Below are 16,025 nucleotides of genomic sequence, written 5' to 3'. Positions count from 1 at the left end.
GGCCACGCGAGCAGAGCTCGGCCGCGCCGGTCCGGCCCCGCCCCCGGGTGGCCGACCCGGCCCCACCGGGCTGCGCCGATCGGCCTCGGCGGCCCGGCCGAACGTGAAACACTCCGGTCGGGACGACGACGGGGGCGTTGGTCGTGTCGCATCCAGAGCAGCACCGTGGGCGATGGCGCCCGCGACTCGATCGACCGGCGCTCGCCGCGCTGCTGTTCGGGCTCGCCGGTGTCGTCTACCGGCTGGTCCTGACGCTGTTCACGGTGCCGGTGTCGAACAGCGACGAGGCGACGTTCGGTCTCGCCGCGCTGCACATCGGGCAGGGTCGGGAACGCCCGGTCTTCCTCTACGGCCAGCACTACATGGGGATGCTGGAGTCATACCTGGCCGCTCCCCTGGTGGCGGTGGCCGGGCCGAGCTGGCCGGTGCTGCGCCTGCCGATGCTCGCGCTGTACGCGGTCTTCCTCTACCTGATCCACCGGTTGACCCGCCGCCTCTGCACCCCGTGGTTCGCCGCCTTCGTGGTGGGTCTGCTCGCGCTCGGGCCGGAGCGGGTGGTGCGCGACCAGCTCACCGTCGTCGGCGGGCGGCCGGAGGTGAAGCCGGCGGTGCTGCTGATGCTGCTGATCACCGTGGGGCTGGCTGCCGGCACGGTCCACCGACGGCGGTTGGCGGTCGGCCTCTTCGGGCTGCTCGTCGGGCTGGCCGTCTGGTCGGACTGGCTGATCCTGCCGTACCTCGCGGTCGCCGGGTTGGCCCTGGTCTGGGCGCTACGGCGGGAGCTGCTCGGCTGGTCCGGTCTGCTGCTGGTGGCGGGGGTGGTCGTCGGCGTCGCCCCGATGATCGTCGACAACGTTCGGGCCGGGCCCGGTGACGACTCACTGTCAGTGTTCCGGCAGGTCAGCACCAAGGTCGGCCCGCAGCCGCCGTGGTCTGACCGGGTCCGGGGCGGCCTGTTGGAGGGCGTGCCGCTGGCGCACGGGCTCTGCCCGGTGGACGGTTGCGGACGCTGGCAGCAGTGGTTTGGTGTGTTGTACCCGGTCCTGCTGCTGGCCGGCGCGGCACTCGCTGTGCTCGCGTACCGGCGCGCCGCCGGGGCGCCGCGTGCGGAGCGGGTCGGACGCGGGGCCGGCGGGCTGCGTGGGGAGCGGGTCGGGCCGGTCGTGCAGCTCGCGTTGGTCGCCGGCGCGGCGTTGACACTGCTGTCGTACGTGCGCAGTCCGCTCGCCGCGACCAGCCCGCTGGACAACGCCCGCTACCTGTCGGTGCTGCAACTGTCGTTGCCGGCGGTGCTCTGGCCGCTCTGGGTGGCGGCGTTGACGGCCTGGCGGGGCACCAGCAGCGTGCTGGGGCGATTCACCGGCGCGCTGTCCGCCGCGGTGCTGGCCGCGCTGACCGTGACCACCCTGGTGATCACCGTGCTGTTCGCGGCCACCGGCACCGCGGCGTCGCGGACCGAGGAACGCCAGGCCCGGGAGCTGGCCGCCGCGCTGCGCGCCGACGGACCCCATGAGGTGTACGGGGACTACTGGACCTGCAACCGGTTGATCTTCAACACGGATGAGTCGGTGGTCTGCGGGGTGCTCGACGGGAACCTGTCACCGGGGCAGAACCGCTACCGACCGTACTGGCGGCAGGTGGGGCGGGCCGAGCGGCCGGGCTACGTGGTGGAGATCGACTCGCCGATGGACCGGCGGTTGCGGAGGCTGCTCGCCGACCGGGCCGACGCCTCGCCGGTGCGGGAGGTCGGCGGCTATCGCGTGTACCACCCCGACACCCCGGTGCGGCCCTGGCGGTAGGGGCTGGTCGTACGCTGGCCGGGCCGGCGCGTGGGGCGCCGCCGTTTCGCCCGTCGAGGAGACCCATGCTCATCCTGTTGCCGCCCTCGGAGGGGAAGGCCGACGCCGGCACCGGACGGCGTTGGACCCCGGACCGGCTCTCGCTGCCCGAGCTGAACCCGGCCCGCGAGCGGGTGCTGGACGCCCTGGTGGCGCTGAGCGCCGGGCCGGACGAGGAGGCCGCGCGGGCGGCGCTCGGCCTCAGCGAGGGCCAGCGGGGCGAACTGCGGCGCAACGCCCGGCTGCGGGAGGCGGCCACCGCGCCGGCCGAGCGGCTCTACACGGGGGTGCTCTACGAGGCGTTGGACCTGGCCTCGTTGCCGGCCACGGCGCAGCGGGCGGCCCGCCGGTCGATCCTGATCAGCTCCGGGCTGTGGGGCGCGGTCCGACTGGCCGACCGGATTCCGCCGTACCGCTGCCCGATCGGTGCCCGCCTGCCCGACGTCGGGGCGCTGTCGACGTACTGGCGCAGGGAGCTGACGCCGACGGTGGACGGCGCCGCCGGGCGCGGCCCGGTGCTGGACCTGCGCTCCGGCGCGTACGGGGCCACCTGGACGCCGCGCGGCGAGCTGGCCGAGCGCACCGTCACCGTGCGGGTGCTGCACGAGCGGGAGGTCGACGGCGTGCCGGTCCGCTCGGTGGTCAGCCACTTCAACAAGGCGACAAAGGGGCGACTGGTCCGGGACCTGCTCGTCGCCGGCGCCCGGCCGCGCACCGCCGCGGAGCTGGTCGGCACGCTGCGGGAGCTGAAGCACACAGTGGTGGAGCAGTCCACCGCTCCCGGACGGATGCGGCAGGTGGATCTGGTGGTCACCGACCTCTAGCGGCACCGCAGCCGCAAGATTTGCTCAAGGCTGGGCCGGAGGAGTTCCGTAACGGCGTGGCAGGGGCCACGGTAGGGCAACCCAGACTCCGACAAGGGAGCCTCCGTTGACCCACGAACCCGCCCTGCTCGACCGGCCGCACACCCCGACCACCCCATCCCCGTTGGGCTGGCTGACCCTGGGCGACGCGTTCGAGGCTGCCTGCCTGCTGCGCTGCACACCACCACCGACCGCCGCCCGGCCCAGCGCGGTCCGGGCAGAGCACACCGCCGGGGTGGAGTTCAACCGGGAGGACGCCGCGCAGCGGATGCGGCAACTGCTCAACCGGCTGGACATCCCGGTCACCCACGAGGTGGCCGTCGGCGGCCTGCGTCGCCGCTACGAGCTGCACCGGCTGTGGGTGCCCCGGGAGCACCAGGGCGCGTACACCCGGATGTTGGACGCGGGCTGGTGGCAGGGGCGACGCGAGCTGCTCGGCGGGCCGCTGCCCGGTGCCTCACCGGCCCGCCGACGGTTGGTGACCCGCCTGGCGGAGGCAGCCTGGCGCTCGGCGTTGCTGGCCGCCGGGCGGCACGTCCGGCGGCACATCCTCGGTGTCCGGCTCACCGACCGGGAGCTCGCCGCGGTGCTGATCCGGGGAGCGGCCGTGCTCGACGTACCGGCCCGGCTCCGCCCCGGCACCGGTTGCTTCCTGGTCAGCGTGGCCGACGGCCCGGACCGGCAGCGGATCCTGCGCAGCGCGGCGTTGGAGCCGGCGCGCGGCCCGATGGCGGAACCCGGGACGGCGACGGCGCGCGGGATGACCCCGGCGTCGGCACGGGGCGTGGTCGTGGCGCCGGCAGGTCGCGCGGCCTGCTGATCGGGTCCCGACCGTCCGGCACATCGCCAACCGGGGCTTGCGCGCACCCGCCCGACGGCGCACAGTGCACCGCGTGAGTCGTACCTCGTCCCGCCGCGCCGGCCTGGCCGCCCTGTCGACGGTGCTGCTGATCGCGAACCTGGCCATCGCCAGCTGCCGGGACGCCCCGACCGAGCCGACGTCGATCCGGATCGCCACCGGCAGCCCCACCGCTGTCTACTACGCGTTCGGGCGGTCCCTGGCAGCCATCCTCAACCGGGAACTCCCCGACGTGCGGGCCAGCGTGGTGATCACCGCCGCCTCGGCGGAGAACGTCCAACTCGTCGGCTCTGGCGGGGCCGAGCTGGGCTTCACCCAGGCTGATGTGCTGCCCACCAGCACGGCGGGAAGCCCTGCTGTCGACGCCGTCGCCCGGGTGTACGACGACCAACTGCACCTGGTCACCACGAGCGGCGGCCCGGTCCGCACCGTCGCCGACCTGCGCGGCCGGCGAGTCTCCGTCGGCGCGGCCGGCTCGGGCACCGAGATCACCGCGACCCGGCTGCTGGAGGTGGCCCGCCTCGGTGGTGACGAGGTGCGCCGGGAACGGCTCGGACTGGACGACTCGGTGGCGGCGCTGCGCTCCGGGCGGATCGACGCGTTCTTCTTCTCCGGCGGGTTGCCGGTACGGGGAATCGAGGAGCTGGCCGAGGCCAGCGCCATTCGGATCGTTGACCTCAGCGAGTGGACCGAGCCGCTGCGCTCACGGTACGGCCAGGTCTACGTCTCCCGCGACATCCCCCGCTCGGTGTACGGGGTGGATGCGGTGACCACCGTGGCCGACCCGAACTACCTGATCGTCCGGGCCGACCTGCCGGAGCCGTTGGTCCGTGAGGTGACCCGGCTGCTGATGGAACGCCGGGCCGAGCTGGCCGCCGCCCATCCGGCGGCGGGACGGATGAGCCCCCGCTCGGCGATCGTCACCGCGCCGCTGTCGCTGCACCCCGGCGCCGCCTCCTGGTACCGCGCCACCAAACCGTGACGGCCGGGCCTCACCGCGCCGGGGAGGGTCGCAGGTCGGGGGCCGGTTCCTCCGCCGCCGGCTCCACCGGAGGGGCCGGCGTCGGGAACCACAGGGCGGCGATCAGCCCCCGCGACTCCCCCGGGCGCATGGTGAGCCGCCCGTCCGAGGCGTCCACCAGCACGGCGGCAATGGTCAGACCGAGCCCCGCGCCGTCCACATTCTGCGCGTCCGGGGCCCGCCAGAACCGCTCGGTCGCCTGGCCGAGCTGACTCTCGGTCATGCCGGGGCCGGAGTCGCGGACCTCCAGCGTCACCCCGCCGTCGCGACGGGCCACCGTCACCGTCACCGCCCCGCCCGCCCCGCTGAACTTCACCGCGTTGTCGATGAGGGCGTCCAGCGCCTGGTCGACGGCGGTCGGCACGGTCTGCGCGTACGCCGGGGCGTCGGTCGTGGCCAGCCGCAACGCGACCGACCGGTGCCGGGCCAGCGGCGCCCACGCGGCCACCCGGGAGGCGGCCACCGCGGCGGCGTCCACCGTGACGCGCTCGTTCTCCTCCCGTTCGGCCCGAGCGAGGGTCAGCAACGCGTCGAGCACCAGCGCGAGCCGGTCGGTCTCCTCCAGGGCCAGCCGGTGCTCGGACCGACCGTCGGGGTCGGTGAGACTGGGCCCCAACTCCTCCACCCGCAGCCGCAGCGCGGTGAGCGGGTTGCGCAGCTGGTGGCTGGCGTGGGCGACGAAGGCACGCTGCCGGTCCATCACGTCGGAGACCACGTCGGCCATGTGGTTGAAGCTGGCCGCGAGGCGGCGCAGCTCCGGCGGTCCCAGCCGGTGCTGTACCCGGGCACCCCGGTCGCCCTCGGCGATCTCGTGGGTGACCGCGTCCAGTTCGGTGACCGGGCGCAGCACCCAACCGGCCAGCCCGAACGCGGTGAGCACGCAGGCCAGCACGGCGAGCAGACCGGCCAGGGCGAGCAGCAGCCACCACGAGACGACCGCTCGGCGGATCGAGCCGGCCGGGGTCACGATCACCACCGCCCCGAGCACCTCACCGCCGTCGTTGATCGGTACGGCCACCACCACGGGGTCGGTCGTCCAGGGCCAGACCGACTCGGGGGCGCTGGTCTGCTGCCCGGACAGGGCGACGTCCAGCACGGTTGCGGTCCCCGGGCTGGCCTGCCAACCCGGCGACGAGACCGGGATGTTCCGGTCCCGGTCGACGATCGCGGCGCTGATCGCGTACAGGTCGTCGTAGCTGGTCAGCTCCGACTCGATCGGGCCGGGCCCGCCGTCACGCAACGCCGGTCCGGCCAGCGAGGCGAACCGGGTCGCGTCGGCGAGGCGGTCGGCGCGGACCCGTTCGGTCTCGCGGCTGGCCATGGTGGCGGCCAGTGGTGTCTCCAACGCGATGAGGACGAGGACCATCAGCAGCAGATAGCTGATCACCAGGCGACGGCGCACGTCAGCTCCTCACGAGTCGCGCAGCCGGTAGCCGACGCCGCGTACGGTCTCCACCAGGCGGGCGTCGCCGAGTTTGCCGCGCAGCGACCCGACATGCACCTCGACGGTGTGCCGGTCGGCCCAGGTGGTGCCCCAGGCGTCGAGCAGGATCCGATCGCGGGGCACGGCCACCCCGGGCTGGCGGGCCAGTGAGAGCAGCACGTCGAACTCCTTGCGGGTCAACGTGACGGCACGGCCCTCGACGGTCACCGTCCGCGCGGCCACGTCGATGCGGACCGGTCCGGCCTCGATGAGGTGCCGCTCGGGCGCGGCGTTCGCGGCGCGGCGCAACACCGCCTCGATCCGGGCCTGCAACTCCACCATCGAGAACGGCTTGACCACGTAGTCGTCAGCGCCCAGGCGCAGACCCAGCACCCGGTCACGTTCCTCACCCCGGGCGGTCACCGCGATGATGCCGAGCTGGCTGCTGCGCCGACGCAGCTCGCGGCACAGGTCCGTGCCGTCCCCGTCGGGCAGGGTCAGGTCGAGCAGTACCAGGTCACAGGGCGCGGCGGAGAGCGCGGCGGCGACGGTGGCGGCGTGCTCGACCTCGTACCCCCGGCGGGTGAGGGCCGAGGACAGCGCGGCGGCCACCCGGCGGTCGTCCTCCACCAGCAGGATCCGCACCCGTGCCCCCGTCCCTCGCAGCGCTGTTCTGCGAATGGTGGCAGAAGTGCGCGCGGACCGGGAGGCCGCCCACCCGCCCTGGGCGGGCTACAGGCCGAAGGTGTCGTCGGCGGTGGCGTCCCGGACGCCGTCGGTGAAGCCGCGGAAACCCGGGTCCTCGTGGCTGGCCGGCACGCTGGTGACGGTGACCCCGCCGGCCTGGGTGACCGCGTCGACCAGGGGCGGGTAGTCGATCTCGGCGTCCTGGAAGGCGTCGTCGTCCGCCTCCGCCAGGTTGATCACGTACTGCACGTCCTCGGACGGGGTGTCCGGGTCCTCGGCCCACTCACCGCCGGCCCGGTAGCACTCGTCGTACAGCGCGCGCTGGCTGTCGGTCCAGTCGTCGTCGTAGCTCTGCATCGCCCATCCCTCCGCGGCCCTTGACCTGAGCATGCCCGGCGGGAGGCGACGGGCGCGGCGGTACCGGCGAAAACCGGGCGGGCGCTTCGACCACCGCCCCGTACGCTGCTGTGGTGATCTACAAACTGCTGTCGAGCGCCGAATGGGACGACGCCCTCGCCGCCGGTGCCTTCACCGGCTCCGCGGTGGACCGGCAGGACGGGTTCATCCATCTCTCCGGTGCCGACCAGGTGGTCGAGACGGCGCGACGGTACTTCACCGGGGCGACCGGGTTGACGATGCTCAGCGTCGAGGAGGAGCGATTGGGCGACGCGCTGCGGTGGGAGCCGTCGCGCGGCGGGCAGCTCTTCCCGCACGTGTACGGCCCGCTGCCGGTCGCGGCGGTGGTGGCGGCGCGGGCGTTGCCGGCGGACGTTCCGGTCGCCGACGCGGTGGCCGCCCTGCTGGGCTGACCCGGTGGCCGCCCTACCGGCCGACACGGACGCGCCCGACCCGACAGTGTCGGGCCGGGCGCGATGCCGTAGCGGCGGGGTTCAGCGGCAGAGCCGCTCGATCTCCTGCTGGAAGCGGTCCATCGGGTTCGCCTCGGCCGGGCCGAGCAGGTAGGTCTTCAGCTCCCGGCGGGCCTCGGTCATCGGGTCGTCACCGGCCCGGGTGACCGACACGATCTTCTCCAGCTCGCCGCAGTCCTTGGAGAGCAGGTACGCGGCCCGCGCCGTCGGGTACTCGCGGCGGAAATCGTCCTCGGACAGGCCGGCCGGGTTGGCCACCACGTACGGCCGCTGGCTCTGCACGAAGTCGGACACCACACTGGACACGTCGCTGATCAGCAGGTCGGTCTGGTTGAAGCAGTCGAACAACGCCGGTGTGCGGCCGGTGACCACCAGGTGCTCGGTGCCGTCCAGGGAGGACGCGTCCGGGTTGCCGCCGGCCGTGCGGATCGCCGAGACGATCCGCTCGTGCACGGCCTTCGCCGCCTTGGACCGCGACCCGGTGAGCGGGTGCGGCTTGTAGATCAGGCGCACCCGGGGATTCGTGGCGAGCAGCCCCTTGACGATCCGCTCACCCATCAGCACCAGTGAGGTGTGGTACGGGTCGTCGTCGAGCCACCCCTCCCAGGTGGGCGCGTAGAGCACTGTGAACGGCCGGTCCACCGACTCGGCGCCGAAGGTGTGCACCCCGGCGAGCTGCGGCCGGCCGATCTCGACGATGTCCGAGTCGAGCACCCCCACGCCGGCCCGCGCGTAGCGCTCCCGGCCGGCCAGGCCGGCGACCCAGACCTCGTCGTACACCTTGCTGTAGGGGTTGACGCTGGCCTGCTTGTCGCTGTCGCCGTGCCCGACGAAGACGTGCTTCGTACCCGGCTCGCGGAGCATGTGGATGTTCGCGCCGACGTTCGCGGCGTAGAGCGCCGCGCGGATGCCGCCGAGGTCGAGGTTCATGAAGTCGACGCCGGCCGGTACGCAGATCACCGGCAGCCGGGTGTCGGCCAGTTCGAGGAACGCTTCCCGGCTGCGCATCAGCACCACCGCGCGCTGCTGAAGCGCCTCGGTCGGGGCGAGCCACATGTTCGCCTGGTAGACGTCCTTGGCGGGGCCGGCGAAGTAGAGCGCCACCTCCGGCTTGTAGTTCTCCATCCAGCGCTGGACCGCCGGCAGCAACGGACCCTGCCCGCTGCCCCGACCCCGCAGCCAGGTCAGCGCGATGATGGCGCCCACCAGACCCGTCGCCACGACCGCCACCGCGCCGGCCACGAAGAACGGCGTGGGATCGTGCTGCACCGCGGCGGCCACGCCGGCCGGCACCAGCAACAGGTTGAGCAGGGGCATCCGGTCACCGGCGACCGCCGCCGCCCAGGCGGGCGGTTGGGGGGCGCTGGACAGTGGACCCAGCTCGATGTTGCGCACCATGGCGGAGAGCGGGTTACGACGCTCGATCATGGTGGAGAGGGCACCCGCGAAGACCGACACGACCCACACCGCGGCCGGCAGCACCAGCAGGAGGGTCAGCTCGCCGCCGCTGAGCCGCACCTCGGCGACGACCAGCAACACGGCGGCGAGGTCGCGGGTCAGCTGCCGGTACGACCAGTGCAGGCCCACCTTCTCCAACAGCAGTTGCGACGGCGGTGACCAACGGGCGACGGCGAACTCGCCGATGATGGCGGCCAACCCGGCGACGGCGAACAGGCCGATCCAACCGAATACGCCACCGACGAGCATGACCAGGTAGGCCAGTACCAGTAGCGCACTCTGGGCGGCCACCCCGAGGCGTGCTGTCAACGTGCCGAACAAACGAGTTCGCTCCCTACGAGATTTCGTTGCGGGCGGTGCCCGTGATGGACCGACGTCACTCCCCCGTCGCGCAGCGGCTCAGTCGCGGCCGGCTGCGTGTGACTGCGACCTTAACGCGAGGGGACAGCTCGGTGTCGCTCGGGTATCCGGCACCATTTCGGGCAAAGTTGCGCACCGGGGCGCGCCCGACCCGCTCACGGGGTCGGGCGCTCGACGCGGGTGAAGCGCTCAGCCGATCCGCCGGAAGCAGGTCATCGCACCGGGCGCCTTGCGCTTGGCGAACTCCTGGTAGCCCAGCTGCGGCACGGTTTCGCGGGCGTACCGGTTGCCGTTGTAGACGCAGATGGTGCCCACGTCGAGGCGGTCCAGTGCCGGCGTCAACTCGGCCGGCGTCGGGCTGGCGGCGCCGTCCGCGAAGCCGGCGAGCAGCAGTCGGTCCTTCGCGAACTGGGAGTTGAGGTCGTACTCGACGAGGTAGAAATCACGAGGCAGGACAACCCGGACCTCGCTGGTGACGATCGGCGTGGTGCGCATGATCGTCTTCGGGGCGAGCAGCAGGCCCTGCGGACGGTCCAGGTCCTTGATCCAGAATGCGATCGCCTGACGCTGCTGCGGAAGCTTCCAGGTGGGGCGGTCGTGCACGTCGACCCAACTCTTCGGCGACCACATCGGCGTGGCGAACAAGGCGAACGAGGCGACCAGCAGCACCGCGATCCCCCCGGACGCCGCCCGGCGCAGCGCCGGAGTCGGTGCCGGCACGCGCACGGTGCAGAGCAGACCGATCAGCGTCGGCAGGGCGAGCAGCCACGGCACGCGCCAGAGCACCACCGAGATGCCGCTCAACGCGCTCAACAGCTCCAGCACGCCGGGTACGAACAACACGCTCAGCGCGAGGGCGGCGCCGGCGGCGAGCAGGGCCGGCGTACGCCGACGGGCGAGCAACGCGCCGCACCACAGCGCCAGACCGCTGATGACCCCGACCACGCCGAACAGCAGGGTTCGCCGGTAGGTGTACGCCGCGTCGAAGAAGGCGTCGTCCGCGCCGGTCGCGCTCATCCCGCCGAGCACCAGGCGGGAGACCACCAGCGAGCCGATCGGGTACGCGAGGGCGGCGACCGCCGCGATCACGGCCGCCTTCCACCGGCCGACCAGCAGCATGGCGAACCCGGCGGCGCCGACCAGCATCGGCAGGATGATCGCCGCAGTGTTGGTGAGCCCGATCGCGGTGATCGAGAGCGCCACGATGAGCAGCAGGCTGCGCCGCGACCGGTTGTCGAACCACTCGGTCAGGTAGAGCCACATCAGCGGGATGACCGCCGAGACGAACATGCCCTTGCCCTCGTGCAGCCGGGGAAGGTGGAACGTGCCCAGTGCGGCGTCCCCACCCGCGACGAGGTAGAGGTACGCGATCGCCACGGTGAAGGCGAGCACCGGACGGCGCGGGGCCCACCGGTGCGTCAACCGCCACAGCGCCAGCACTGCGAGCACCGCCATGATCGGCAGCAGCACGAACCAGAGGGCCGAGCTGGCGTGGATGCCGACGACGTTGGCGAACGCGCCGTCGAACACCTCGATCGACGGGATGGGCGGCTGCGAGCCCATCGACGGCAGCACGTTCTCGGAGAACAGGAAGTCGTTGAGCGGGATCAGGTCACGCTCGGCGATCCACACCGACTTGCCGACGTAGTAGACGTCGTCCGGGGTGTTGCGAGCCATGAAGAACGACGAGATGCCGACCAGGACCGAGACGACCAGCGCGTACGCCGACTGCGCCGGGGTGGGTGCCGGGGCGGCCGGGGTGGGCGTCGGGCCGCTCAGCCAGGCCTGGCGCACCAGCAGCAGCCCGCCGACGGCCGCGAGCAGGCCGGACACGGCCGGGATCCACCAGGAGACGTTGACGCTGGTGTTGGCCAGGCCGGCGGAGACGGCGGCCACGGCGGCGGCGACCAGCACACCGACGAGCAGGCGACGGTCGGCGGCGGGCCGCGCCCCGGCGGGCTCCTCCTGTGCCGCCGGCGCGCTGCCGGCCGGGGTGCTGTCGGCCGGGGCACGGCGGCGGGCGCGCAGCACGGCCACGACCGCGAGCACCACACAGGCCACCAGCCAGATCCGGAAGGTGACCGAGGGACGCAGGTCACCCAGGAAAGCCAGGTGGTAGAGCACGGTGAAGAGCGCGAACGCGATCACCGCGCCGTCGGTGAGCACCGCCGGGGCGACGGCCACCAGCGCGCGTACCCGGGACAGCCCGCCTCGGGCGTCGGCGGGCCGGGATGCCTGCCCGGGCCGCGGCGTCGGATCCGGTTCGGCGGGCGCTACGGCGATGCTGTCGACGTTGGCCACGGGCGTCCTTACTCGTCAGGCGGATGAGGGGCATCGGCACGGTGACGGCCGGGTGTCAAGGGGGCAGCGTAGCGGAATCGGGCAGGGAGACCGGTGCTGCCGGCGACCGGGTGTCGGAGGGCCGGTCAACCCGCCATCGGGGCCGCCCGGGGACGGGGCAGCACGCTGTCGGCGCCGAGCCCGGCCGCCACGGATTCGACGAGGTTGTCGAGGTAGCCGTCGGTGAGTGGGAGACGGGCGATGGCGAGCCGCCAGTAGAGCGGCCCGACGATGAGGTCGATCGCGGCGTCCAACTCGGTGTCGGCGGGCAGCTCGCCACGCTGCACGGCACGGGTGACCAGCTGACCGCCGATCTCCTGCTGCCGGGCGTGCAGCACCTGACGCAGGGTCGCGTCGATGCTGGGGTTGCGGGCGGCCTCCGCCAGGAGATCCGGAATGATCTGCGACGCCAGCGGGTGGCGCAGCGCGTGCGCCACCGCCTGGAACAGCAGCGCGAGGTCACCGCGCAGCGTGCCGGTGTCGAGTGCGGGGAGCTTGCCATGCGCCGCGGCGGCGACGACCTCCAGCACCAGGTCGAGCTTCGAGCTCCACCGTCGGTAGATCGCCGTCTTGCTGACGCCGGCCCGCCGGGCCACCGCCTCGATGGAGAGCCGGCCGTAGCCGACCGCGGCGAGCTCCTGCATCAGCGCCCGCCGGATCGCCGTGGTGATCTCGTCGCGCAGCACCGCCGCGCCGGCCGGCGCCCGCCTCTTCTCGGTGGTCATCGAGGGCTCTTATCGCAGGTCACGCCGGACAGCGTAGCGCAACGACGGTACGGTTGCGTCCCGACGTGTTTCGGACTACTGTCCTCGCAGCGACGAGGCGGCGCCCCGCGCAAATTTCCCACTAGGATTCGATCGTCGCGAGCAACCCCCGTCTGCACGAAAGATCGGAGCGCCATTTCCATGGCCACCACCGCGCTGGTCGACCCCGACACGGGCCTGACCCAGGCGCAGCTGGCCGCTCGGCACGGGCTACGGGTCGCCGGTGAGCGTCCCAGCCTCGTCGAGTACAGCCGCCGACTCTGGGCCTACCGGCACTTCATCGCCGCGTACGCCAACGCCAAGCTCGTCGCCTCGTACAGCAACGCCAAGCTGGGTCAGCTCTGGCAGGTGCTCACCCCGCTGACCAACGCGGCGGTCTACTACCTGATCTTCGGGGTGGTGCTCGCACAGAACAGCATCCCGAACTTCATCGCCTACCTGACCACCGGGTTGTTCATCTTCAACTTCACCCAGAGCGCGGTCCTGGCCGGCACCCAGTCGATCAGCAGCAACCTGGGGCTGATCCGGGCGCTGCACTTCCCCCGGGCCAGCCTGCCGCTGTCCACCACGATCACCCAGTTCCAGCAACTGCTGGCCTCGATGGTGGTCCTGGTCGGCATCGTGCTCGCCACCGGCGAACCGCTCACCTGGGAGTGGTTGCTGCTGGTGCCGGCCCTGCTGCTGCAGGCGGTGTTCAACGCCGGCGTCGTGCTGCTGGTGGCCCGGCTGGGCTCCAAGTCGAGTGACCTGAAGCAGGTCATGCCGTTCATCATGCGGACCTGGATGTACGGCTCCGGCGTCCTCTACAGCGTCACCCTCTTCGACCGGCTGCCCGGCTGGGCGACGACCCTCGTGCAGTACAACCCGCTGCTCGTCTACATCGAGCTGGCGCGCTACGCCCTGCTCGAGGAGGCACCGCTGCTCAACGAGTCGCTGACCCAGCTCTGGCTGGTCGGCGCCGGTTGGGCGCTGGTGGCCGGCATCGGCGGTTTCATCTACTTCTGGCGCGGCGAACAGGAGTACGGCCGTGGTTGAGCACTTCGACGCCCCCATCGAGGCGAGCGCGACGATGACCCGGACCCAGGAGCGCATCCCGACAGTGGTCGTGGACGACGCGCACATCATCTACCGGGTGCACCAGGGTGCCGCCGGTGGCACCACGCCGGTTGCCGCGCTGCGCCGGCTGGTCAAGCGCACCCACGCGCCGAACGTCCGGGAGGTGCACGCGGTCAAGGGCATCTCGTTCACCGCGTACCGGGGCGAGGCGATCGGGCTGATCGGCAGCAACGGCTCCGGCAAGTCCACCATCCTGCGGGCCATCGCGGGTCTGCTGCCGGTGAACCGGGGCGCCATCCACACCCAGGGTCAGCCGTCGCTGCTGGGCGTCAACGCCGCCCTGCTCAACGACCTCTCCGGGGAGCGCAACGTCGTCCTCGGGTGCCTGGCCATGGGCATGCACCCCGACGACGTGGCCAAGCAGGCCGCGGGGATCATCGACTTCTCCGGGATCAACGAGCGGGGGGACTTCGCCAGCCTGCCGATGCGGACGTACTCGTCGGGCATGGCGGCCCGGCTGCGGTTCTCCATCGCCGCCGCCAAGAAGCACGACGTGCTGCTCATCGACGAGGCGCTCGCCACCGGCGACAAGGGCTTCCGCAAGCGCAGCGAGCAGCGGGTGCGGGAGCTGCGGGAGGGCGCGGGGACGGTGTTCCTGGTCAGCCACCAGCTCTCCTCCGTCCGGGACACCTGCGAACGGACGATCTGGCTGGAATCGGGTGTCATCCGGATGGACGGCCCCACCGACGAGGTCATCCGCGCGTACGAGGCGTACGCGAACAGCAAGTAGAGTTCCGGCGAACGTCCGGCATCGACACGGCACCTGAGGACCGCGTCGCCCGCGTTGGGGCGACGCGGTCCGCGCGTTAAGGTTCATTCCGTCGCCGCTCGGGCGGAACCTTCCCTTAACGCATCCCTGAGAGTGAGGATCCGGCAATGACGCAGGACCAGACCCCTGGCCCGGACGCCGAAGCGGGAACCCCGACGCCGTGGCGGCCCTCGCGGACAGTGGCGGTGGTTCTGGCCGGCGGCACCGGGACCCGGCTGGGCCTCGGCATCCCGAAGCAGCTGCTGAAGATCGCCGGCAAGCCGATCATCGAGCACACCCTGACGGTCTTCGAGGCAGCACCGGAGATCGACGAGATCATCGTGCTGATGGCCACCGGCCACGTCGAGGACGCCCAGCAGATCGTCGAGAAGGCCGGCCTGCGCAAGGTCACCAAGGTGATCGAGGGCGGTGACACCCGCAACGCCACCACCCGGATCGCCCTGGACGCGGTCGGCCCGGAAGACTGCAACATCCTCTTCCACGACGCGGTACGCCCGCTGCTCAGCGGCCGGATCGTGCGCGAGTGCGTCAACGCGCTCTGGAGCTACGACGCCGTGGACGTGGCCATCCCCTCCGCGGACACGATCATCCAGGTCGACGAGAACGACTGCATCACCGACATCCCGGTGCGCTCCCGGCTGCGCCGTGGTCAGACCCCGCAGGCGTTCCGCTCCCCCACGATCCGGGCGGCGTACCAGATCGCCGAGGACGACCCGGACTTCGCCGCCACCGACGACTGCGGCGTGGTGCTGCGCTACCTCCCCGGCACCCCGATCAAGGTGATCGACGGTTCGGACGAGAACATCAAGGTCACCCACCCGGTCGACGTGCACCTGGCAGACAAGCTCTTCCAACTCGCCGCCGCGCAGGCCCCCCGGCTGACCGACCACCGCAGCTACAGCGAGGAGCTGACCGGCCGGACCATCGTGGTGTTCGGCGGCAGCTACGGCATCGGCCACGAGTTGACCGAGCTGGCCCGTCGCTACGGCGCCCAGGTCTTCCCGTTCAGCCGTTCCAGCACGGGCACCCACGTGGAGCGGGCCGAGGACGTCGAGGCCGCGCTGACGACCGCCTTCCAGGCCACCGGCCGGATCGACCACGTGGTGGTCACCGCCGGCATCCTGGAGAAGGGCGCCCTCGCCGAGATGGACGAGGAGACCATGGACCGGCTGCTCCAGGTCAACTTCGTCGGCCCGGTGACCATCGCCCGCCAGGCCCTCCCGTACCTCCAGCAGACCAAGGGCCAGTTGCTGCTCTACACCTCCAGCTCCTACACCCGGGGCCGGGCCCGCTACGCGCTCTACTCGGCCACCAAGGCCGCCCTGGTCAACCTCACCCAGGCGCTCGCCGACGAGTGGGCCGACGTGGGCGTCCGCGTCAACTGCATCAACCCGGAGCGCACCGCCACCCCGATGCGGACGCGGGCCTTCGGCGAGGAGCCGGAGCACACCCTGCTCGCCGCTGAAGCCGTCGCCCAGTCGTCGCTGGACGTGCTGATCTCCGACCTGACCGGTCAGGTGATCGACGTACGCCGGGCACCCGGTGACGGGCCCACGCCGAGCGTGCCGGTGCAGTCCGGGCCGGGTCGGGTCGAGGCACCGGCCGGCGCGACGTCCGCCAACTGACGCCGACGGCTGCGGAACCACGAACGGAGCGAC

The 16,025-nt window shown here is 72.3% G+C and carries 14 protein-coding genes; 8 read left to right on the top strand and 6 right to left on the bottom strand.

From position 1 onward, the window contains the following. Positions 1-143: 143 nt before the first annotated feature. The 4 genes from ACIBEF_RS24345 (at position 144) to ACIBEF_RS24330 (ending at position 4,542) form a co-directional block, all read left to right on the top strand. Positions 144-1,799, top strand: coding sequence for an ArnT family glycosyltransferase (locus tag ACIBEF_RS24345; RefSeq protein WP_396795448.1), 1,656 nt, complete (start codon positions 144-146; stop codon positions 1,797-1,799). Positions 1,800-1,864: 65 nt separating this feature from the next. After that, the gene (yaaA, locus tag ACIBEF_RS24340; protein ID WP_396795447.1) at positions 1,865-2,662 is read left to right on the top strand and encodes a peroxide stress protein YaaA; all 798 of its coding nucleotides are present in this window, start codon (positions 1,865-1,867) and stop codon (positions 2,660-2,662) included. A 106-nt stretch (positions 2,663-2,768) separates the two neighbouring features. Continuing rightward, the gene (locus ACIBEF_RS24335) at positions 2,769-3,521 is read left to right on the top strand and encodes a hypothetical protein (RefSeq protein WP_396795446.1); all 753 of its coding nucleotides are present in this window, start codon (positions 2,769-2,771) and stop codon (positions 3,519-3,521) included. Positions 3,522-3,585: 64 nt separating this feature from the next. Beyond that, positions 3,586-4,542, top strand: coding sequence for a TAXI family TRAP transporter solute-binding subunit (locus ACIBEF_RS24330; RefSeq protein ID WP_357200346.1), 957 nt, complete (start codon positions 3,586-3,588; stop codon positions 4,540-4,542). A gap of 10 nt (positions 4,543-4,552) precedes the next feature. Here the strand turns inward: ACIBEF_RS24330 and ACIBEF_RS24325 are convergent, their stop codons facing one another. The 3 genes from ACIBEF_RS24325 to ACIBEF_RS24315 all read right to left on the bottom strand — a co-directional run bounded on the left by ACIBEF_RS24325 (position 4,553) and on the right by ACIBEF_RS24315 (position 7,048). Then, positions 4,553-5,983 (bottom strand): ATP-binding protein, encoded by a 1,431-nt coding sequence (locus ACIBEF_RS24325; protein ID WP_396795445.1) that lies wholly within the window; start codon positions 5,981-5,983, stop codon positions 4,553-4,555. A gap of 9 nt (positions 5,984-5,992) precedes the next feature. Next, positions 5,993-6,649, bottom strand: a complete 657-nt coding sequence (locus ACIBEF_RS24320; protein WP_357200340.1) for a response regulator transcription factor — start codon at positions 6,647-6,649, stop codon at positions 5,993-5,995. Positions 6,650-6,736: 87 nt separating this feature from the next. Next, positions 6,737-7,048, bottom strand: coding sequence for a hypothetical protein (locus tag ACIBEF_RS24315; RefSeq protein WP_366611600.1), 312 nt, complete (start codon positions 7,046-7,048; stop codon positions 6,737-6,739). 113 nt (positions 7,049-7,161) lie between these two features. On the opposite strand from ACIBEF_RS24315, the gene ACIBEF_RS24310 reads away from it, so the two are divergent. After that, on the top strand, positions 7,162-7,500 hold the full coding sequence (locus tag ACIBEF_RS24310) for a DUF952 domain-containing protein (protein WP_396795444.1): 339 nt from the start codon (positions 7,162-7,164) through the stop codon (positions 7,498-7,500). Positions 7,501-7,581: 81 nt separating this feature from the next. Here ACIBEF_RS24310 and ACIBEF_RS24305 read toward each other — a convergent pair whose 3' ends face one another. From ACIBEF_RS24305 to ACIBEF_RS24295, 3 genes are all read right to left on the bottom strand, one after another. Next, on the bottom strand, positions 7,582-9,339 hold the full coding sequence (locus tag ACIBEF_RS24305; RefSeq protein WP_396795443.1) for a CDP-glycerol glycerophosphotransferase family protein: 1,758 nt from the start codon (positions 9,337-9,339) through the stop codon (positions 7,582-7,584). Positions 9,340-9,567: 228 nt separating this feature from the next. Beyond that, on the bottom strand, positions 9,568-11,679 hold the full coding sequence (locus ACIBEF_RS24300) for a DUF6077 domain-containing protein (protein WP_396795442.1): 2,112 nt from the start codon (positions 11,677-11,679) through the stop codon (positions 9,568-9,570). Positions 11,680-11,804: 125 nt separating this feature from the next. Beyond that, positions 11,805-12,443 carry a TetR/AcrR family transcriptional regulator gene (locus ACIBEF_RS24295; protein ID WP_396795441.1) on the bottom strand — a complete coding sequence of 213 codons (639 nt, stop codon included), beginning with the start codon at positions 12,441-12,443 and terminating at the stop codon, positions 11,805-11,807. Positions 12,444-12,623: 180 nt separating this feature from the next. On the opposite strand from ACIBEF_RS24295, the gene ACIBEF_RS24290 reads away from it, so the two are divergent. From ACIBEF_RS24290 to ACIBEF_RS24280, 3 genes are all read left to right on the top strand, one after another. Continuing rightward, a complete protein-coding gene (locus tag ACIBEF_RS24290; protein ID WP_355007110.1) occupies positions 12,624-13,517 on the top strand; it encodes an ABC transporter permease in 894 nt (297 codons plus the stop codon). 34 nt (positions 13,518-13,551) lie between these two features. Further along, positions 13,552-14,328 (top strand): ABC transporter ATP-binding protein, encoded by a 777-nt coding sequence (locus ACIBEF_RS24285; RefSeq protein WP_036412239.1) that lies wholly within the window; start codon positions 13,552-13,554, stop codon positions 14,326-14,328. A gap of 146 nt (positions 14,329-14,474) precedes the next feature. After that, on the top strand, positions 14,475-15,992 hold the full coding sequence (locus ACIBEF_RS24280) for a D-ribitol-5-phosphate cytidylyltransferase (protein ID WP_396795440.1): 1,518 nt from the start codon (positions 14,475-14,477) through the stop codon (positions 15,990-15,992). Positions 15,993-16,025: the final 33 nt, after the last annotated feature.

It is taken from the genome of Micromonospora sp. NPDC050795 (assembly GCF_044456785.1).
Lineage (GTDB): Bacteria > Actinomycetota > Actinomycetes > Mycobacteriales > Micromonosporaceae > Micromonospora.
Note: the sequence above shows the minus strand (reverse complement) of the source record. Positions and strands in the feature narration are given on the sequence as shown.